Here is a 21291-nt window from a genome sequence, read left to right on the forward strand (position 1 = left end):
GGTACTACGGTGCTTATTAGGTGCTTATTACCAATTGGCAAAACTTCAGTTTGCTGATGCGACAGTTTTGACTAATGCTCAAATCAGCCAGTTGTCAGTTAGCCAAACTGGTACGGCAGCTAATGACTATCTCTATGGTTCAGCCAGCAATGATGTCATTGATGGACTAGATGGTAACGACAATATCAGTGCAGGAGATGGCAACAACACTGTCAAGGGTGGGCTGGGTGATGACTACATCACAGCCGGAGTGGGTAACGATTCCCTTGATGGCGGTGATGGCAATGACAATATCCAGGGGGGAGCTGGGAATGATATTCTTACTGGCTCAGGTGGCAAAGATGTCCTTGTTGGTGGTTCAGGGAGCGATCGCTTTGACTACCGCAACCTAAGCGATTCACTCCTAGCTAACTTTGATATCATTAGCGACTTCAATGCAGCAACCGACAACGATCTCTTCCGAGTGAGTACCCCCCGAACAGCATTTGGCAATGGCGGAGCCGTAGCTACTTTAGATATGGCAGGCATTAGTGCCAAGCTCACCACCGCTTTCTTCGCCGCCAATGCCACCGCCCAATTCACCTTCGGAAGCCGTACCTTTATTGCCATTAACGATGCCACACCCGGCTTCAGTGCCAGCACCGACGCCATTATAGAAGTGACCAGTCTCACCGGAACCCTCGGACTAATCAACTTTACAACAGCGTAATCAAAAAAGGTTAAGGAGAGTCTTATGCATTAGTCAGCATTGCATACGAACTGCTGCCGTTTTCATSTACTCAATTACCAGTCTGCTGTTTCAAGTATAAAGAAACCGGGGTCAAATTAAAGTAAAAGCTTGCCATTGCGGCAAACTTTTACTTTAAGTCACAGTCACACCTACTCCCAGTTGTTGAAGCGTAACTCAAAACTGATAAGCTTGCTGCTGCCGCCAGTCGAGTAGAGAAGCAATCAGTGCCTCCTTTTTCAAATCCTGCCCATTCATTTTTTGAGGCAGTCCCAACTTCCTAGCAAGTTTTCGCGCAGCCCGTAGGGTTAAATTTTTGATATTGTCGATAGTTAAAGTATGATTTTTCGGCGCTTCCAGCTTTTGATAGCCGTAACAGTGTATTTGAAAGAAGGTATAAACTTCTGAATATCCGTTATCCCAATCTATTTTGGCTTTATTACCCTTAACGTCGGCGATCGCCCCAGAACACCCACCGCTTTTTAGGCGATCTCCTCTACTCCAAGAACTATAAGGTGTAGTTTCACTCTCTACTTCCAATTCCACATCGCCTAAAACAGTAAGTTTTTGAGCAACGACTTGAGGTGAATCAACAGGCGGGGCAGAAGTAACACTTTCTAAATCAAGACATAGCTGCACTGCAATCGGGGATTTTTGTTTACCGTTGTTGATGTAATCGAAATACTGTTTATCTAACTTTTGTTGCTGTTGAAAAGCCCAGCGTTGAGCATTATCTTTGAACCATTTGGCAATAACATCAAGAATGGTAGTTTTGTTTTCTATAACAGTATTGATTTCATTGGGTGCAAAAAGTTCAGGCTGTAATGTCATACCTGAAGGTAACAGATTAAATGCTTCATGCAATAGCTGTTCTAGTTTCTGTGCGATATAACCAGTATATTTGCAAACTCGAATATAGGCAGTATGTAGATAATTAGCTACAGTTTTTATTACTGCAATAGCTTTTTCATTATCTAAATTTATACGTACTAAATGATTGATTGAGCTAGCAGCATTTTTTACAAGACTGTAAACCATTGTCGCTTCAGCTTGTAAAAATAAATATTTGTGATCTTTCTCCAGTCTGACTAGTTCTTGAAGTGTGGATTTTAAATTTTGAGCTAGGCTTTCAATTGCAGAAAATTTATTTTGGCGAAATTTGATAAAAACTGTCATATTTCATGCCTCATTTAATGAAGTTAATTGAGCATTTTTAGTGATTAAATATAGTAATAGTCACCGAGAAAAATATGTATGAATATGAGTTTTTATCTAAAACTAATTAATGCTGAATATCTGCCGTAAGTTTCCAATGTGCCGTAACTATGCCGTAGGCTAAGATGCTTTTATCATGAGGCTTGCCATGATTTGAGCGTATGCCGTACAAAAACAATAAACCACTTGATACAGCCTCTAAAATTTACGGCACTACAGCAGATACTTTACCAATCAGGTAAGAAATAAGTATTGTTTTCACCAGTGTTGATCTTCTCGGTTTGAATTAATTCCTTTAAACCAGCAATTAATTCTTGTTCTGAGTAGCTGGTGAGTCTGTCAGCTTTCTTCAAATCACGTAATGTCTTTGGGACTTTATTTTTCACATTTTGGAAGTATTCTAAAACCTTGTTGGCTACTTCACTTAATTGCTGTTGGTGTTTTGATTGTTGACTTATCTCACTCAAATCAAATTCTAAGTCAAAAACTCTATCCAGATAAGTTTTTTCATTAGCAACAGGATTAGACTGTTTTGATAATTTAGGCATCAGTGCCACAACAAAACCACCCACAGAAGCAATCAATATGGGACGTAAATTTTTATAGGATATGGGTTTGATCTGAAGGTATCTAGATTTAATCTCTTCCCTTTCTTGCTTGCCAGGGATAATGTCACCCCTATTTAAAATCAACTCCAGCACTCCATAGGATTCTTGTTCTCTACCATTTTTGATGTACCTGTTACCTAATAACAGTAAATTTAGGCAGAGACGAGTTTGAGAATCCATCTTTTCAATCCCCAATGCACCTAGATTAAAAGACTGAAGGGAAGCAAAAAACTTGGTATTAAATTCTCTGCCAATCAGTAAGACATCTAGTAATTTACCTCCATAGTTCCAGTCGGAGTAAGCTTTACTGAGTTGGTCAGCGATAACTAACCAATCATCCAAAATCAGTATTAGCGGCGGTAATGATTCCCGCTTATGTTCGGGTAACTGCTTACGTTGTTTGTAGGAGTCGTAAAAGCGATCAATTGTGCGTTTAGCTGATTCTGGTTGCTCCTGATCAAAGACAATTACTCTACCTTTGTCCCGTAAACCGCAAAAGCTATCATTTTTCGCACTGATTACCCAAATATCAGCACTGTTGTCATCATCCAAAATCCTTTGAATCAGGTAATCAAGGGTAACGGATTTCCCTGAGCCTGGAGCAGCAACTAAGGCAGTAGAACCATCAGAACGGGCAATGGTTTGCAATGTTGTTAGTGCTTCAGTCTCTGATGGGTGAAGATAATCACCTGTTGACACTGGTTGAGGCGCAAATGTTGACTGTTGTACTTGTTCTTGCACAGTTCCGGGTGTGCTATGTGGTAATTGTGCGGCTGGCTGTTGCTGTGGCTCAAATTTCTCAAAGCTCTGCCCCCCATCTAACAAGTGGCCAAACTCGTAATAATCATCAGCCGACATTGCCATGAGTAGGGCTGTCTGCTGTTGTGGGGTAATGCTGGCCATAAACTGCTGTCTGGCTTCTGCAATTTTGATGCCACGCAAGTATTTCAGCAGTTCGTTACCAGAGAGGTTTAACAGTTGCTCACCAAGTTTTAGATTATAAGACGCTCTAATACCTTCAAACTGTTTGGTAGCTCGGTAATGAGGTCTGATATCTGCTAAATAATTCTGTGCCTTACTGGTTGCCCACAAGCCTATCCCCCCGAACGCGATCGCTGCAATACCCAAATGAATCTTAAATGGGTTGTCGGCTGGCAGTTCGCGGAACACGTACAAGCTTTCATGCTGGAGGAATGCCCAAGGGTTAAAGTTTGGGTTGCTGGTGCGGTACTGATTAGCCTTCAAATATGGTTCTGGGATTTGCGATCGCTGTTCATAGCGACAATACTTTTTACCCAGCAATAGTTCTTCTGGATTGCCCTCACCAGCTTGAATGGGCGCATCGTGGATTCTGGCTGATTTTGGGTAGAAACAGATGTCTTTCTTGGCTATGCCGTCGCCGCTATGGGCAGCTATGCCACAAACTACAGCACTTGCCACAGATAGTTTGATAGCTAAATCTAAACGCGGTAGCAGACTGTAGGAGCGTTGATTAAGTTCTGTTGGTTTAACATCTTTCATTATCTCTTTTTCCGTAAAAATAAGTACAATGTAATAGCTGCACATACGGAAAAGCCCAGCAAGAAGCCAAAATGATTTTGACTAGGTTGCTGAATACCTTCAAACTCTCTCACCTGCTGAGTAAATACTTGAAAACTGCCACGGGCTACAAAGTCCATCTGTTGGGCATCCCCGGTTAGCTTCCAAGAACTAGCAGCCAGCATCGCGGTGCGAGTCACACCAATAGCCAACTTTTGACGATTGGTAATTTTGGGAATCAAACCATTTTCAAAGCGCAAGTAGCAGAGGGTAGCAGCGAAAGAAGCACCCACTGGTAAGCCAGCAATAACGGCGGGGAACAGTCCCACACTGCCAGCCAGATACAGAGATTGCGTTGACGTGAGTTGAAAACCTGCTAAAACTGCACCTTGGGCAATACCACGAAATATAGTGATAGAACTGTCAATTTCTGTGATCGCCTGTTGTACCTGTTCACTGTCGTATTCATCCCCAGTTACAGAAGTAGGCGAATCGTCAACAATCTCAGCATCAAAATAAATAGGCGTTTTCTGATTTTTGGTTAGCATTGGCCAAACCTTGTAAAGAGTTATCCCCAGGGTTCACCCCTGGGAATTTAGTTGTTAGTCAATCAACCGTCTAAAGAAACCTTTCAATCCTCGCATGGCGTTAGAACCGTGTCTGTGGATGTCTTTTAGTGTTTCTTTGGCTCGGTCTGCGGGTGAAAGTCCTTGCTGTTTGTCCTTTACCTGCTGCCAAACCTGAGATTGTGCTTTGGTAGCATCAATCTCAATGACTCTGAGCGTTGCACGGTGCGATTCACCAAGCAGGTTAAGTGTCCGTCCATGCCGAAACTGTTCTTGGGCTAGTTGGTTGTCAGATGCAATAACTTTTTCCTGTAGACCATAGCCCAAACGCGCATCGCTGACTCTGACCTTTGACCAACTATCAGCCATTTTGTTGATGCTTGTACCTGCGGCGGTGAGAAACTGGGTTTCTTCTGCCATAACAGCTTCTGTTGCCTGCAACCCTTGGTTTAAGTTACCGAATACCGCCTTGGCATTTTGGGCGCGTTGAGTTTGTTTGATTCGGAAATCTGCCACCTCTGCGGCGGCGGTCTCGTTGCCGTCGAGTGCTTGGAATATGGTTTCTTGGCTGATGTTCGTTAGGGACTGTAAAGCAGCGTATGTGACGGGTGCATCCAGCTTGAGTTTTACTGTTCTGCTCATGTTTGCTCCTCTGCCCAAATAATTAAACCTCGTTTATCCAACTCATCCAGGCTGACAGCATTAATTTCTTCTACCAACTCATCTGGCAAGATTCGCATCAACAATGTAATCAAAGCTTTCATGCCTCTTCACCCCAATAATTCATCTCACCCAGTCTGGATTGGATGGATTCAGCACGTTCAATCACATCCTCGCCAATGCCCAATTCCTGCATTATCTGAAACGGGTAATCCTCACCTTCTGCCAGTGCAAAAATCAGATTGTCAGGGACTAACCCACCTAAATTAGCTAAAAACTGCCCGTGAGCTAGGGGATGCGGTGTATCATCAATAGTCTGATAGCTGTCATAAGCTCCTGTTGAGTCCCAAGTCTCATTCTGCAAATATGGCAGCGTCTCTTGAATAATCTGCTGATCTTCAGTGGTTCTGCCTAAATCTGGTTTCGAGGGATCATCATTAGCCACAATGGAGGCGGCTGACTGTGCCAGTTCCGGGGGGCATCCATTGTTAGTTAGCGCGTTCAGGGCTGCAAAGAAGATGTTGTCGCTCATCTTGTAAGATCCTTTATATTGATACCTGATGCTATTAGCTGGCGATTCGCATTACTGATTGGCGTTAGTGGGTGCGAATCGCCTTTGATTTGACATTCAGATTGCAAGGTATTGAAAAACTGACTAACATCAGCCAGAGTGATATCACAATAAAATTGCAAAGCTTGGTATTGTGGATGTTGAGGAATTTGTGTGAGCAATTGTTGGGCTTGTACAATCAATTGGGGTAATGATTGCCGACTCATATTCACCTCAAAATAAGGACAATTGCTGTGATTGTTGATTGACGACAGAACTGTTTGTAGATAAGCCTTCTACGGCATAACAACGAGTAGTTAAAGCTTTATCATTCAGCTTGATATCTGCCTTCTTCTTCTCTCCAGAAAGAGGACGGAAGATATACTGTGGTGCTTTGACTGTGCCTATTTTTTCTAGATATCGGTACAAAGTTCTATCTATTTGATAAACGCCCGATTGAGTCAGTAATGTTGAATCATGGATGCGAGTGAGATTTTGCATTAGTTTTCACTCCCACCTTTTAACGAACGAACAAGAGTGTCACCGTAGTTCACCAATAGGATGGTAAATAATTGTGAATATGTATTAATTCCTGTTTGCTCAATGATTTCCTTGGCTTTAGGTATGTGCTTCTCGTCCAAGACTACACGGGTCTGATTCATAACTTAAGACTCCTAACTAATAGCTGACCTTTCAGTTTTTCGGTCGTTTGTTCTTGTGGAGATATTTGTGGAGTTAATGCAAGATTTTCTGTTTCAATTTTTTGAATCTGAGGCAAAACATTCATCGTATTGCCTGCTAGATATTCACTAATCAAGAGATTTGTGGCAGATGTGACGCTAATTCCCCTCTCGGTTGCATATTGAGACACCCAGGCTTGATGACGTTCATCTAGTCTGACTTTGGGGTTAATTGTCCCAGTTTGGGGCAAGGATGACAGATTCAGATGCCATTGATGTTTGATTGCGTCCAATAGCAGATTTACAGTATCACTCAGTTTGGAATAGTTAAGTGAAAGACGGACTCCTTCAACTTTGCTGGCGACTTGAGCCGCTAAACGTACTTGCATTTCACATAGCCAACAGTGCTTGAATATTTGATAATTGTGGATTGGCAGGAATGTAAAAGCCTTGCTTGGCACTCAGCTTTTGACGGACTAAATTAGCACATCCACCAATCAGCATCACGTTGGTAACGTCTGCAAGATAGTCATTAGCAGCTGTAGAGATGCTGTCCATCAGATTGTTAAACCAGTTTTCTAACAACCCTGGAAAGACGGAACTAAAGTCATATTTGCGTCCGTAGGTGAAAGAACCGTCTGCGATCGCGTCCATCATCTTCGCCACTTTAAAAGCAACGTTATCGCGCTTGGCGTAACTCTGCATCAAATCACTATTGATGATGTCGTTAGCCAGAGAGACACCGCCCACTTTGGGAATTGAACGACGGGTGAGAACTTCCGAGGATGGGGTGATGACGACATAATTAGTTGTGCCGCCACCGATATCAATAGCGAGTGTGTCGCCATCCATGTCAAGCTTGCCATTTCTGTAGGCATTAATTACAGCAACATCTGTCTCAAGGAAAAATTCAACGTTTTTGATTCGGTGTCTGTAGTTTGTGTCGTTGACGTTAATTTGATGCTCTGCAACTAGAGTCCGTCTGATTGTGTCTTCGTGCCATTGAGAATGTTCTGGGACGAGAAAGCGGACAATACCATCAAAATCCTGCCGCAATCCCGCCAAAGTGAACGGTTTAAAAAATTCTGGCAGGTCTTTACCCCTTTCTGCTGCGGTTTGTGAATTTTTCTGCTTAGTAGCGCGGTCTCCGAGGACTAAAACCTTATCATCAAGTTTGACAGAGGGTGAATTATCAGTGTCCAAATCTCTGGCACTGGTGTAAGTCACATCTTGGAAGACTGAACGGATGACACGAGGTTTTTCACCTTTGAGGGCGGTGATACTGCTGTAGTTTCCGATATCTGCACAGTAAATATTGATCACTTGCAATCTCCTAATAAAGCTAGTAGCAGCCGTTTTTGGCTGTTGCTAACCTATACAGATAGCTATTTTGGTCGTATTTTTCTCTACTATTTCCCTAAGTCTAGATCTGCTAAACTCTTACTCAAAATTGTAGAGACACGTTACCTCAAAGGTGCTTGTCACATCCTAGTTGTCATGATTCAGGCTTAACGTATTCGCTTTACGCATATAAATATAATAACTAATGTGTAACTAAGATGGTATCATTTTGGTTATAAATTAGTATCACTATTTTAAATATCTTATTTAAAAACTATTAGACTTGCTGATACTAATGTGGTATCACTTTAGTTAGAGTAGATGTAATCAATCTAATGTAGAGATAGAAAAATTATGATTACTTTCATGGCCCGCCAGAAAAAACCGACAACAAATAGGACAACTCGATATTTAGATGAAATCGTTGAGGCTCTGGACAAATACGCAGAAGACCAAATGATTAGTTCTAATGCGGCCGTAAATAAACTTTTAAAAGACCGATTAACCGAATTGGGATATATGCAACAAAACTAACACTCGCCAAACGTGACGAAGGAAAATCAACCAAACAAGCCAGATTATGATTTTGATCTAGTGACAGACCCAAGGGACTGGTCAGCACGTTAATAAAAACAAAATTAACTTAATGCCTTCAAAAGACGTAAATACAAGAAATGGGCTGATTGCAGCATGAATGAAACATCATTAAAATTACTTAACATTTCAGGAGGGCTATTTAAAAAAGCGACCACTCCAACCAAGGAGCGATCGCTGTTTGTATGTAATTGTTTAAATGTTCGCTTGAATGTTTGTAAGCCTACAAGACCAGACAGACAAATCTGTTTTTATACGGTCGAGCCGCTTTTCATGCTACTCTAGCGAGAGTAAGTCTGCACGTAAAACTGCAATTAGTCTTTACAAGGGAGGAAGTAACGACCAAAACAGCATATTCAGATAATCAAAATAAATGTGAGTCGTTGTAGAACGGTTTCGGTGCCATAAAGACTGCCAGGTCAAAACACCAAATTGTTCCAGACTAACGAGGACTCACCACTCGTAACTAACCAACCTATCGTACCTGTTCGTACCTGTTGCCAATATTAGCACACAGGGCGGGACACTTTATGCTTTTTTTTGGACAAATAGTAAAAAAGCATCTACCGCTATAATTTATCCCCACTCTGAATTCAAGCGGAGTATTGGCAAAAGCTATTGAGCCAAAAATAATTGAGGGATGATTTGACGGCTAGATGCCTCGCAGATGAGGATAACGTCGTGAATAATGAATTTTTTCAATCAAAAACTGCACCTTTTTTTCTTAAAAAAATAATACAGAGGGCTGATTTCTGCTTTCTTTACTACCCACAAGCTAGCGCCAAGGATTACACCAGTCGCTGGTCAAGTTGTGTCAAGTAGGTAAAAAAAGAAATCGGCCAGCTGCCCACACGCCAGACAAACGTTTAGCGGTTAACAACCAACCGTAAAATATTTTTTATAAGCAATTTCAATGTAGCAATGTCTGGGTCATAAAGGCAAAATTAGTGCAACTTGAATCAGGTGGCATCAACCCTCTAAAACTAACTATGAGAGCTTCAGGCTAAGAATTACAGCCATTTTCACAAGAAAATTAATTTTTAAGCAAATTGGAAAATTTTTGTTTGTAGCCGTTGGTGACATTTGATATAAGCACCGCTAATGAACCTTCAAATGAGAGGTTAGGGGGTAGGGTTTAAGAACCAAGAAGGGCTTAGGGTATTGGATGTTGGGTGTAGGAAAAGATTATTGAACAGAATTCAGGAGTCAGGAGTCAGGAGTCAGAATTCAGCATGAATTCTGTATGACTGGCGGATGAATCCCCGACGGATTGATTCTGACTCCTGAATTCTGACTTCTGAATTCTTCTTCAACAATTACACCCTATGCCAACACCCCACGCCAAGAAAGATACACTCCGAACCTAAAAAGTGTAGGTAGCTCCGATGAACCAATCATCATCGGAGAGAGAAAAATGGCAAAAGCCAAAGCAAACACAGCAGCACAATCTACCCTAGAGCCATTAGATCAACTAGGACAAAGGTTTCTAGAATACTTCCATCATGGTTGGGGATTCATCTATGCCCCCACCCCAAAAAGTGGTGAACGCCCACAGTGGCAAACAGAAACCCGCTACCCCTTACAGCCGCGTAACCTGTGGCAACAATACTTAAACCCCGATGTCTTAATAGGACTGCGGTTTACCAAACAAACCAACTACCTACTAATAGACCTAGACAGAAAAAGCCAGCTACACCCATCAAACAGCCAAATAAAATACCGACAGCTACTAGCCAGCCTAGAAGAAATCGGCTTATGCAGACCAATCCCTATACAATCAAGCGATAGTGGCGGACTGCATATATATTATTTCTTAGAAGAAAAACAACATTCCTACACCCTAGCCTGTGCCATCCAGCAGACCCTAGAAGCAGCAGGCTTCAAAATCAAAGGAGGAGAACTAGAAATATTCCCCAACTGCAAAGTGTACAGCAAAGGCAGCCCCAGTAACTTCAACGCCCATCGCTTACCCTTACAGACAGGCTCTTATGTACTCGATGATTGCCTAGAACCGTGGTCAGACGACATCGAAGACTTCCTCAACGCCGCCAACTGGTCAGCAAAAGGGCAAGACTACGAAGCATTAGCCCAAGCACTAGTCCGAGCCAACAGCAAAAAAATTATAAAATTCCCCTACCGTCAGCGCAGTGCAGCCGAGCAATGGAAGCAAGACCTACAACAACGTATCTCTGAAGGATGGACAGGAAACGGACAGACCAACGAACTGCTCAAAGACATAGCGTGTTACGGCATAGTCTTTCGCCAATTAAGCGGACAGACACTAGTAGATCATATAGTGATCACAGCCTGCCAATCCCCAGGTTATGTAAACTGGTGTCGCCACCAACACGAAATCGAACAACGAGCCAAAGAATGGGCAAGGTGCTGTGAAGGATTTTACACCCCGTACCCAGGCACACCGCAACGGGTAAACAGTTATAAAGAACAATTTGGCAGAGTAGATGAAAATAAAATCATCAACCTGMACCCTAATGAACAACGTCAGCAAGAGACAATAGAGCGGATTCGTTCGATTGTTGCACAGTTACAACAGACTCTAACATTTCCAGAACGGACAAGCGATCGCGCTCTAGCAATAATCGCCGCATCCAAAGCCCAGTATGGCAAAGGAGTAAGTCAGACAACCCTGCACAAAGCAATATACCTACCCCTATGGCATCCCGACCACCAAGAAAAAAACGCATCAAAACAGCCTGTAAATGACCTTCTAGACAGCAACCCAGCGATTTTATCTCCTGAAAAATATCCCCAAATACCAGACCCGTGGTTAGAAGAACCGCAGTCTGAAACTCAGATTAAACAAGGGATACAGGAGCAAACAGCAAAAATTTACACACTCCCCCCATATATGAAGGTTTTGTACTTGAGTTCAGCTAAAGCGTTGCCACCAGCAACGCCTATAGTTGAACTTAATCAAATTCAAGAATCTTCTCAAATTCAAATTCAAGAATTTTCTCCCAGTTTTAATTCTTCAGATCCTAGTTCTAATTCTTTAGAAACTTCAAATTTTATCAATCATAAGCAAAACCTATACCAACCTTTCGGAAGCGAATCGTTTGATGACAATAAGCAAGACTTATCAAATGAGGAAACAATTACTGGGTTAGGTATTTCAGACGTAGTAACCACTGCTCATAGTGATGTTGATAGCACCTGTGAGAACACTTTAGAGGGTGAACATACCTCAGAAGCCGAACCCTCTGTACCAGTTTCTATACCAACTACTACACATCCGAAATTCGGGTGTGTAGATTCACTACCCATTCCTGTAGAAGCGGATGATCCAGTTCTACAGCAAACCTTTAGCCCAGATGATTACCGTCAGGCAATCAGACTGAAACTTCAGGCAACTGCTCAAGCACGTCATTGGCTGAAATTATACTGCACTATAGAAAAGTTATCCTTCCTGCCCCAGGAGCGAATCAAACTAGAAAAGGTGGCCATGCGTTTGCTAATGCTAGAATCGCCGTCGCTGATTTTACAACAGGAAGCGCAGGAATGGCTGGCAAGTAACCCCTCTGCCCTAGAGATGGCAGAGCGTTTAAAACAAAGCAGACATGACTACAGGCTATAGAATTTGCGATCGTGTAGGCTTTTGATTAAAAATGATTGACTTAGCTGCAAAAACTCAATAAAAACCCCACAACTAAGTGGGGAAATCAGAACCTGGATTTTAGAACGAATGTACTATCTAAGTGATAGAAAGCAAATTTTTTGCAGTGTTTTTTTTCTAAACGTAGTATTACGGAAAATGTTACTCAATCGGCATTAAGATAAAGCCTTTAAATTTTTGTATCTATGAACCATTTTTATAAAAAATTAACAAAAATAAATTGTCCCATTCTGGATAAACAAGAGCATAAAAGCGGTTAAAGATATGCAACGGCGCAACTATAGGTGCGTTGTTGTGACTGATTTTAGTTTTTATGGCATTTTTGTCACAAAAAAGATAATTATGTCCCAGAAATGGGCATTATGATATCAAAATAACTGTTTTTGATGCCAAGCATAGATATTAAATGATGTCTAATAAAAATAGATAAATAAAGTTGTAGTAAAATTTATTTTTGTATAAGTGAAATAAATAGTAAATTTTGCACAGGTAAAGTCTTTTGTCAACTATTATTAGGAATAAAAATTTTGCTAAAATCGGGTTTAATAGTAAAAAAATATATAGAAATTTGAATTAAATTTACAAAACTGGTTTGGTTCTAGTTAGTTGCACTAGAGTTTCTTTATTGTTCCTTTGCAAAATAATTGATTTTGACAGGAAATCAGATTTATCCCTAGTAATTAAAGTGTGTCTTTTTGGCAAAGGACAGTTGGGAGCATTCAGTTTTGGCAGATAGACTTTTTTAGACAACCCATATAGTGGGTTTATGGTACGAAATAATTATTTTTCTTCCAAAAGTGGATGCTCCAGGACAGTTAAGCAGTTTCCTAGTCTTTGTTATGCAGAGAAAACACTTACCTTTGACTTTGGCTCGGCTCAAAGCATCTATATCAGCAGATGAACGTGCTGATAGTAGAGCGACAAAAAATAAAAGTTCAAAAAGCTTATTGGAGATATTTTTTCAGGTACGTTGGCAGCTTGTTTCAGTCACTACAACGCTTTTAATTGGTTTACAATCGAGGGCAGCTAGAGCAGATTCCATATTTTCTAATGCACAAAAAGCAATGGAATGTATAATTACTAGTGCCTCAGCAGGTGGAGCGATTACTAATGCAGTCTTAACTAGTCTGCCAATGATTTTATTTACCGCCTTGACAATAGTTTTATTCGGTTATTTCTGCTTCTCTATTTATCAAGGCGTTGCGGCGTATGGACGTGGTGAAGAAGTTAGTAATGTCATTCAGCAGCCAATTTTTACCTTCATATCTGTGATATTGATTGTAGTATTCCAATCACTGCTTTTTGGCAATAACACAGCTTGTAACTAATGACCGAATAATTCAGAAATCAGAATCCATACTGAGTCCTAAACAGCATTTAACGGCAGTTGCTACCAATCAAAAAATTACGAGGATGCACCGCCTTATTGATGCTGATAATACCTGTACTTATTTTGAATTCTGGCTTCTGATTTCTGATTTAATGGCAATTTTTAAAAGCTCATGAAACAAGAGATAATCAAAGTCAATCAGAGCTTAGGTGAAAGCCCAAAGTTTGGCCCATTTACAGGCAGACAGTTCGTAATTTTCGCCGGGGTATTCTGCGTAGTTTTTGGACTGCTTTGCTTAATTCTCGGATTAGATATATTTTGGGGTTTAGGCTTGGCATTTTGGGCTAGTTTATCAGTAGCTTTTTTATCAGGAGATAAACCTTACCTGTACTGGTCAAAGGTTTATCCAATTCTCCCCAGATGGACAAGAGGATATGCTAATTACACCTCACCACAGCAAAAGAAAAAAGTCGGTAATAGAAAAGTCAAGCTAACTCGTTCATCTAAACCTAAAACCCTCAATCCCTTTGAAGATTGGTTAGATTTGACTACTATAGTCAGACTCAAAAAAGATTCTTATGTCGTTGGAGCTTATCTACTAAGTAAAAAGAATCTGACAGAAAGTAGTAACACTCTGCAATTAATATTTGGTTTTGCTTGTACTGGAATTCATCCTTTATTCCATTCAGAACAAGAAATAGAAGCGGTGGCTCAAGCCTTTGAAAACGGCTGTAAAGAAATTCCCCAAGGCGAAAAAATCACTTGTCGCTGGAGTTCATTCTGCGATGATAGTGATAGTACAGATTATTTAATGCAACGTTTGAATAACCCAACGTCTCTAGAAAGTGAGTTTTTAGACTGGGGGAGGTTAGCAAGAACTCAAAAACTGACAAAGGAGAAAGCTCGTAAAGATATGAAATTAAATATTTATTGGTCATTTACAGTCACCTCAGAATCGCTAGATACTTCAGACCCAGTAGATAAGTTTTTGGCAAAACTGACTAACTTCCTCCAAAGAAGATTCACAGATTCAGGAGTTAGTCAAATCACCAAAAAGCGATTCACGCAGATTTTAACAAAAGCACTAGAAGCCTCATTAAGATACCAGCAGATTCTCTCAGAGATGGGGTTGAATCCTCAGCCCAAAACCGACAAAGACCTATGGAGAGAACTTTGTAAAAACATCGGAGCAAAGGAAGTAATCATCCCGCATACATTGGTATTTGATGAGCAAGGGTTGAAAGAAGAAATTGACGAGAAAGCCGCCTTCGATAAACCACTAGAAATCATCAGTCAACCGCATCTCACCTCAATCATTCTCAATAATGGTGTACCTTTCGCCGACAAACGATGGATTTGCTTACCAAACGGTGATGAGAAGAAGTATGTCGGAGTAATGGTACTAACCCGGAAACCAGAAATCTTTGCTTCCACTAAACATCAAATTCGTTTCCTGTGGGATTTATTCTCACGCAACAACATTTTTGATGTAGAAATCATCACAGAATTCTCCCCGGCTGACCGAGGGATAAACCGTGCAGCCCAGCAGATGATTACCAAACGTTCTAGGGCATTAGATTTGAATGTTCAGCAGAAAAAATCAATAGATGTCTCTGCCCAAATCAATGTGGAACGCTCAGTGGAAGCACAAAGGCAACTATATACAGGAGATGTACCACTAAATTTAAGCTTGGTAGTGCTGGTTTACCGAGATACAGCAGAGCAAGTAGACGATGCCTGTAGGTTGATAGCTGGCTATATTAACCAACCCACAGAATTAACCCGTGAATATGAATATGCTTGGTTAATCTGGCTGCAAACATTGCTCATCAGGCAAGAACCGATTTTGATGCGCCCATATAATCGTCGGCAAACTTTCTTTGCAAGTGAAGTTTTGGGATTAACTAATATAGTGCAGAATAGTCCCGCAGATCATCAAGGGTTTGAGTTAATCGCAGATGAGAGTGATTCACCCGTCAAAATTGACCTATCAAAAACTAAGAATATTTTAGTTCTCGGTACAACCGGCTCAGGTAAATCAGTTTTGGTAGCTTCCATCATCGCCGAGTGCCAAGCTCAGGACATGAGCATTTTAATGATAGACCTGCCCAATGATGACGGTACAGGGACTTTTGGGGACTACACACCCTATCACAACGGTTTTTACTTTGATATTTCTAAAGAGTCTAACAATTTGGTGCAGCCGTTAGATTTATCAAAAATCCCAGAAGAACAACGGGAGGAACGAGCTAAAGCCCACAGAAACGATGTCAACTTGATTGTTCTTCAGTTAGTCTTGGGTTCGCAATCATTTGATGGTTTCTTGTCCCAGACAATCGAATCCCTCATCCCACTAGGGACAAAAGCCTTTTACGATGACCCCGACATTCAACGACGTTTTGCTCTTGCCAAGAAAGGAGGATTAGGTTCTGCGGCTTGGGAGAATACCCCAACCCTTGCAGACATGGAGTATTTCTTTTCTACAGACCACATAAACTTGGGCTATGAAGATGAAAACGTAGATAGGGCGTTGAACTATATCCGCCTACGCTTTCAATATTGGAGAAATAGTACCATTGGCAATGCTATCTGCCGTCCTTCCACGTTTGATACTGATGCCAAGCTGATTACCTTTGCCCTCACCAACCTGCAATCAAGTAAAGACGCTGAAGTTTTCGGGATGTCTGCTTATATTGCCGCTTCCAGGCAATCCCTATCAGCACCCAATAGCGTTTTCTTCATGGATGAATCCAGTGTATTGTTGCGGTTTGCTGCCTTATCGCGGTTAGTGGGTCGTAAATGCGCGACTGCTCGAAAATCTGGCTGTCGGGTCATACTTGCGGGTCAAGATATTCTGTCGGTCGCTAACTCAGAAGCGGGTGAACAAATTTTACAAAATATGCCCTGTCGGTTAATAGGGCGGATAGTACCAGGGGCTGCAAAAAGTTTTTCAGAGCATTTAGGCATACCAAAGCAAATTCTTGATAAGAATGAAAGTTTTCGTCCCAATATCAAACAGCTATATACGTTGTGGCTATTGGATTACAACAACAAATATATACGCTGTCGTTACTATCCTTCCTACCCAATGTTGGCGTTAGTTGCTAATAGCAGAGAAGAACAAGCGGCACGCGACAGATTTAAAGCAATGTACTCAGATAAATTTCAGTGGGTGTCTGAATTTGCCAAATACTATGTTGGTTGCATTAAGCAGGGTAAGCCTTTATGAAAAAGTTAGAAATTGCTACGGGATTTGCACAATATAAAGTCTTGTTGGCTATTTTAGGAGTTTTATCTTCATGGGCATCATTTGAAGTGTGGAAGCGGCATCAGCAACAGCATGATAAGTATATTGCCCAGAAACAGCAAGCTTGTCAAGAAATGATTGAAAATGCCAGCAATGATGTACAAAATAATCGATTTCTAAAAGCTGCTTACTATTCATCTTTAATGCAGCAACCATTTAAAATAAAGCTAAAACAGCCAGGAATAAATACAGATTTTATATCTGAAAAAGACTATATTTTAATGTACTCACAGCCAGCATCTTTAATACCTGAACATCCACGGTATGAGGGAAGTTTGTTTGAAAGGTTATCTAAGAGAACTGATAAACAACCTCCAGCACCACTAATAGTAACTGGCAAGAAAATTTTAGGAAATAAAGCAGAGGTGATATCTGCTTGCGCTCCCAAATCTTTTACAGTCTCTTTGGAGAATTTATATGAAATCACTCAACCAGTTGACATTAGCCCCTATCTACCGCCGTTTAGCAGTTTTTAGTAGTTTAGTAATTGTATTCATTTTTTGCTCAGTTTTACCGGCCACAGCCAAATCTTCATTCCTAGAACAATTTCAGCAAGTCATGACAAGCTTGCAGTCATACATTAAGCTGTATAGCCAAGAATTTAGCCAGCTATCGAAAGACTTGAACAAAGATAAAGACCTAGATATAGCCATCACTTCTACAAATGGAGTTATGGGTATACCTGACCCATTAAAAGCAGGTAAAAATATCAAGGTGATTATTCAACAGCAAGATACTGATTTAGTAGAAACTGATTCTCAAACCCAAGGTGAAAATGCCCAGAGACAATGGCATCAAGCTTATACTTATGGGCTATCTGGATCTGTTTTAGGCAGAGAAGGGCAAAAAACTCAAGCGCAAGAAGCAGAAATCTCTAATTATGCTGTAGAAAATTCATCTAATACTGCTGATGAAGTACAAAATGATGTCATCACTCAAGACATCTTGAAAAAGATGGCAGTGCAGAATCTACAAACAACAGTTATTACTAAATCAATTCACAGTGAAGCACAAAAACAAACTAGAGCTTTATCAGCAGCCAATATCAATTTGAGTGATATTTCCAGTAGGTTGGATGAGCAAGCAAGAAAAGAGCAAGCTAATAATAATTCTAGTGCCAAGCAAATTATAGGTAGTGCCGCTTTCGCTGATGCTTTTTGGGAACAAAGCAATGCTAAATAATTTAACTAACTTTTGGTATTTACTAGAACTAACTGGAGATACAAACGCGGAAGATATAGTAGATGGTGCGATTAACGGCTCTCGCATGGTTGTATCTTCATTTAACCAAGACTGGCAAGATTTAGCTAACGGGAACAGTGAAGTTTTTAAAGCAGTAGTTGCTGTTTCTGCTTTATGTGGAGTGGTTTTTGTTTCCTTCTGGTCTATCAGTTGGTATTCTAGGTTAATTCAGGAAGGATTTAGTCATGAAATTTTGAATGAGATGGTCTATCCATTATTAGTCTGTTTAATGTTGACAGTTAATAATGGACAGTTACTTGCTACCACGTCTCTGATGTTTCGTAATGTAGCGGTTAATTTGAATGACAAAGTATTAAGTATTACGAGAAATGGCATTACTTTGAGAGATGCTATTCGTACTGCCAATATGGATCAGGCTTTTGCTCTTTCAGTTCAAGCACAAATGCAAGAGTGTGAAAAAAAGCCTACAAATGGACAAGATAACCAAGGAAACATTATAAACCCAAGAGAAATATGTCAAAAAGAGAAAGCCGATGAGATTCAAAAGCAAGCTCAAGCCTACAAAAATAAGTATGGTATATCCTCTTATTCAAATAGTTGGAATCCATTAGATATAGCTGGGCAAACTATTAATTCAATGGTGCAAGCCCTGTCATGGATTATATTCAGTGGCTTACAAGCAGCCTTTCAATATGTTGTGCAAGTAGCATTCTTACTAAATGCCTATATAGCCCCTATTTTTTTAGTGCTTTCACTTTTCCCTTTTGGAGCTAAACCCATCTATGCTTGGGTTGCAGGATGGTTAGCACTGACTTTGGTACTCATGTCATACTCAATTGTTTGTGGAATGGCTGCTAGTGCAATAGTGAATGCTAGTAACAATAATCCCTTGTTCTTACAGCTAGTACAAGCAATTTTGTCTCCAATACTGGCGTTAGCAATGGGGTCTGGGGGAGGAATGGCAGCTTTCTCATGTTTCTCTAGCAGTGGGAGGTTAATCTCAGGGAGGGTATTCAGATGAGATTACTTGATAAGAAAGAGATAAACTTTACTCCCTTAGTATCAATAGGGCAAGCTGTTATCTTACTCTTCTTGTTACTGATAAATCTGACTAATTCCAGTAAATTAAGTAAAATATCTAACCAGAAACCTACCTTAGTAGAACTTCAAGATGGTACTTCCATTACAGCAATTGCTGTAGGAGAAAAAGACCGTACTGACCAAGCAATTATGGACTTTGCGGGGCGGATAATGATGAATTTGATGAGTTGGAATGCCGTTCCCAAATCGTCTGATAGTAACTTAGATCCAACCAAACTAAAACTTGACCCTGGTGTACAAGTATCTGATAAAAAACTCACTACAAATACCTGGAGTGCAGGATTTGCATTATCAGAAGATTTTCGCGCTAGTTTTCTGCGAGAAATAGCTGCTTTAACACCATCTGATGTGTTTAATGGTAATACTCAATCAGCTTTACTTGTACGCCATCTTTCACCTCCTCAGAAAATAGAAGAGGGTAAATGGCGATTAGAAATGGTTGCCAACTTAGTAGTTTTTAAAGGTCAAGATCAATTAGGTAAGGCTATTTCTTTTAATAAAACTGTATTTGTGAGAGCGGTAGATACACCACCTTTACCGAATAATCCTTCTGTACCACAGATAGAGGCTTATAGAGCTAGAAAAGCGGGAATGGAAATTTACCGCATCCAAGATTTAGATTTAGGAAAGTAGCTTTATGTCAAATCAAAGTCAAGTTGTAAATACGAATTCTGAAGCTACTACTGGTGATACTCTCCATAGAAGCCAAGAATTTGCTCGGATGAATGGGGTAGAAATTCCTGATGCTTCAGAAACATCATCACCTGTGGATGAACAAAAAACTGAACCAGAAGAAATTGTCACTACTCGCCCTGTAGCTAATCACCCATTACTAAAAGGGTTAACAGTCTCTGGTGGGGTGCTGTTAATAGTTGTCATGTTTGGGACGATGATTAGCTCAATTACAGGGGCTTTGAATTCTCCCGGTGATAAGCCAGCCCAGCAAAATGCAAAAAGTATTCAGACAGATATTAAATCAGATGATGAAAATGAAAAAGGAGACCTAAAAACAGCGATCGCTCTCACCTCTCAAAAAGGGGAGTTACAAGCTGTTACTAAAAAAGACGCTGAAACTGCACCACCAACGTCAACAATTACCCCTACAGCTACAGCCACTCCTACACCTACCGTCAAAACTCAGCCTACACCAACGCGACCATTAATTATTCATCAAGCACCACCGCCACCTATTGTTACTAGACCTAGTAGAAGGGATCGCGTGGCTGCTCAACCAGTGGTGAGACAATCTGCGCCTACTCCTGTACCCAAACCCGTAAAATCTCAAGTTGTCTCCAATCCCTTACCCGTTCGTACCACTCCCAAAGACCCGATGCAGGAATGGTTAGCAGCTGCTAATGTCGGTAATTACTCCTCTACTGACACTGGCAATGCAGATTTAAACCAGGAAGAGGCAGAATTGGGTAATGTTCAAGTGAATGGGGGTATAGGGATAAAACCAGATAGCTTACCTCGGAGCGATCGCAATTCTTCACCACAGCCACCACCGACTAACTACGATGGCAAGCGGGTTTTAGTCGGAACTCGTGCGGCGGGTGTGATGGAAACTCCTGTAGCCTGGGTGGGTAGTGGTGTGAGTAATCAGCAGCAGCAAAATAGCCTGATTCGTTTAACTCAACCCCTGAAAGCATTTGATGGGTCTGAAGTTTTACCCAAAGATGCTTATGTTGTAGCTATGATCAATCCCACTAACTTAGAAATAGTGCAAATGACGGCTGTTTCTGTATTAGTGAACATCAACGGTAAAACAGAGGAAAAGCCACTGCCTCAGAATTCGATTTTGGTATTGGGTAAAAATGGTAATTTACTTAAAGCTGAATCTCGTCAAGGTGGCAGTAATTTAGGCAATTCGCTTATGGCATCTATGCTGTCTGGTTTATCTAAGGTGGCTGAGATTCAAAATAGAGCTAATTCAGAGACAACAATTAGCTCTTTGGGTACAACAACCACTACAACAAGTAACAGTGATAAGAATTTACTGGCTGGTTTTACTGAAGGCAGTGTTAATCAAATTCTCAGTAGGATGAAAAATTCCAATGAGCAGCAATTACAACAAGTACAACAGCAACAACAAGTTTTTGTAATTGAAACAGGTAAACCAGTACAAATCTTTGTCAATCAATCAATTTCGATATGAAATTAGGCAATGAGTAATGAGTTAAAAGGATAAATTTCAAATTCTGAATTTATAACTATTACACAATTTCTTGCAGATAAA

21 protein-coding genes are annotated in these 21291 nt (G+C 40.7%); 10 read left to right on the forward strand and 11 right to left on the reverse strand.

Annotation, left to right across the window (positions count from 1 at the left end):
- Positions 1–709, forward strand: a 709-nt coding sequence (locus FCR06_RS24970; RefSeq protein ID WP_317616842.1) for a bluetail domain-containing putative surface protein, incomplete at its 5' end; no start/stop codon positions are given.
- A 195-nt stretch (positions 710–904) separates the two neighbouring features.
- Here FCR06_RS24970 and FCR06_RS24975 read toward each other — a convergent pair.
- From FCR06_RS24975 to FCR06_RS25015, 11 genes are all read right to left on the reverse strand, one after another.
- Complete coding sequence (locus FCR06_RS24975; RefSeq protein ID WP_138504507.1) at positions 905–1903, reverse strand: hypothetical protein; 999 nt, start codon at positions 1901–1903, stop codon at positions 905–907.
- Positions 1904–2169: 266 nt separating this feature from the next.
- Positions 2170–4071, reverse strand: a complete 1902-nt coding sequence (locus FCR06_RS24980) for an ATP-binding protein (RefSeq protein WP_223280277.1) — start codon at positions 4069–4071, stop codon at positions 2170–2172.
- A complete protein-coding gene (locus FCR06_RS24985) occupies positions 4071–4637 on the reverse strand; it encodes a hypothetical protein (RefSeq protein ID WP_138504509.1) in 567 nt (188 codons plus the stop codon). The genes FCR06_RS24980 and FCR06_RS24985 overlap by 1 nt, the downstream gene beginning before the upstream one ends.
- A gap of 54 nt (positions 4638–4691) precedes the next feature.
- Positions 4692–5297 (reverse strand): hypothetical protein, encoded by a 606-nt coding sequence (locus FCR06_RS24990; protein WP_138504511.1) that lies wholly within the window; start codon positions 5295–5297, stop codon positions 4692–4694.
- On the reverse strand, positions 5294–5419 hold the full coding sequence (locus FCR06_RS34415; protein WP_262984711.1) for a hypothetical protein: 126 nt from the start codon (positions 5417–5419) through the stop codon (positions 5294–5296). Before FCR06_RS34415 ends, FCR06_RS24990 begins: the two co-directional genes overlap by 4 nt.
- Positions 5416–5847, reverse strand: coding sequence for a hypothetical protein (locus FCR06_RS24995; protein ID WP_138504513.1), 432 nt, complete (start codon positions 5845–5847; stop codon positions 5416–5418). The genes FCR06_RS34415 and FCR06_RS24995 overlap by 4 nt, the downstream gene beginning before the upstream one ends.
- Entirely contained in the window at positions 5844–6092 is a 249-nt protein-coding gene (locus FCR06_RS25000; protein ID WP_138504515.1) for a hypothetical protein, read from the reverse strand. The genes FCR06_RS24995 and FCR06_RS25000 overlap by 4 nt, the downstream gene beginning before the upstream one ends.
- A gap of 7 nt (positions 6093–6099) precedes the next feature.
- Positions 6100–6366, reverse strand: a complete 267-nt coding sequence (locus FCR06_RS25005; protein WP_138504517.1) for a hypothetical protein — start codon at positions 6364–6366, stop codon at positions 6100–6102.
- Positions 6366–6527 carry a hypothetical protein gene (locus FCR06_RS32990; protein WP_181927079.1) on the reverse strand — a complete coding sequence of 54 codons (162 nt, stop codon included), beginning with the start codon at positions 6525–6527 and terminating at the stop codon, positions 6366–6368. The genes FCR06_RS25005 and FCR06_RS32990 overlap by 1 nt, the downstream gene beginning before the upstream one ends.
- Entirely contained in the window at positions 6524–6934 is a 411-nt protein-coding gene (locus tag FCR06_RS25010) for a hypothetical protein (RefSeq protein WP_012412870.1), read from the reverse strand. Before FCR06_RS25010 ends, FCR06_RS32990 begins: the two co-directional genes overlap by 4 nt.
- A 1-nt stretch (position 6935) precedes the next feature.
- Entirely contained in the window at positions 6936–7868 is a 933-nt protein-coding gene (locus tag FCR06_RS25015; protein WP_138504519.1) for a ParM/StbA family protein, read from the reverse strand.
- Positions 7869–8240: 372 nt separating this feature from the next.
- On the opposite strand from FCR06_RS25015, the gene FCR06_RS25020 reads away from it, so the two are divergent.
- The 9 genes from FCR06_RS25020 to FCR06_RS25060 all read left to right on the forward strand — a co-directional run bounded on the left by FCR06_RS25020 (position 8241) and on the right by FCR06_RS25060 (position 21210).
- Positions 8241–8420 (forward strand): hypothetical protein, encoded by a 180-nt coding sequence (locus FCR06_RS25020; protein ID WP_223280278.1) that lies wholly within the window; start codon positions 8241–8243, stop codon positions 8418–8420.
- A 1474-nt stretch (positions 8421–9894) separates the two neighbouring features.
- A complete protein-coding gene (locus tag FCR06_RS25025) occupies positions 9895–12075 on the forward strand; it encodes a hypothetical protein (RefSeq protein WP_138504524.1) in 2181 nt (726 codons plus the stop codon).
- An 878-nt stretch (positions 12076–12953) separates the two neighbouring features.
- A complete protein-coding gene (locus FCR06_RS25030) occupies positions 12954–13442 on the forward strand; it encodes a hypothetical protein (protein ID WP_138504526.1) in 489 nt (162 codons plus the stop codon).
- A gap of 174 nt (positions 13443–13616) precedes the next feature.
- Positions 13617–16673 (forward strand): helicase HerA domain-containing protein, encoded by a 3057-nt coding sequence (locus FCR06_RS25035; protein WP_138504528.1) that lies wholly within the window; start codon positions 13617–13619, stop codon positions 16671–16673.
- The gene (locus tag FCR06_RS25040) at positions 16670–17227 is read left to right on the forward strand and encodes a hypothetical protein (RefSeq protein WP_138504530.1); all 558 of its coding nucleotides are present in this window, start codon (positions 16670–16672) and stop codon (positions 17225–17227) included. Before FCR06_RS25035 ends, FCR06_RS25040 begins: the two co-directional genes overlap by 4 nt.
- Positions 17169–17933 (forward strand): hypothetical protein, encoded by a 765-nt coding sequence (locus tag FCR06_RS25045; RefSeq protein WP_138504532.1) that lies wholly within the window; start codon positions 17169–17171, stop codon positions 17931–17933. The genes FCR06_RS25040 and FCR06_RS25045 overlap by 59 nt, the downstream gene beginning before the upstream one ends.
- Entirely contained in the window at positions 17923–18975 is a 1053-nt protein-coding gene (locus tag FCR06_RS25050) for a type IV secretion system protein (protein ID WP_138504534.1), read from the forward strand. Before FCR06_RS25045 ends, FCR06_RS25050 begins: the two co-directional genes overlap by 11 nt.
- A complete protein-coding gene (locus FCR06_RS25055; protein WP_138504536.1) occupies positions 18972–19688 on the forward strand; it encodes a hypothetical protein in 717 nt (238 codons plus the stop codon). Before FCR06_RS25050 ends, FCR06_RS25055 begins: the two co-directional genes overlap by 4 nt.
- Positions 19689–19692: 4 nt before the next feature.
- Positions 19693–21210 carry a TrbI/VirB10 family protein gene (locus tag FCR06_RS25060; RefSeq protein ID WP_138504538.1) on the forward strand — a complete coding sequence of 506 codons (1518 nt, stop codon included), beginning with the start codon at positions 19693–19695 and terminating at the stop codon, positions 21208–21210.
- Positions 21211–21291 lie beyond the last annotated feature (81 nt).

This window comes from Nostoc sp. PA-18-2419, from assembly GCF_005869855.1.
In the GTDB taxonomy this organism is placed as follows: Bacteria; Cyanobacteriota; Cyanobacteriia; order Cyanobacteriales; family Nostocaceae; genus Nostoc.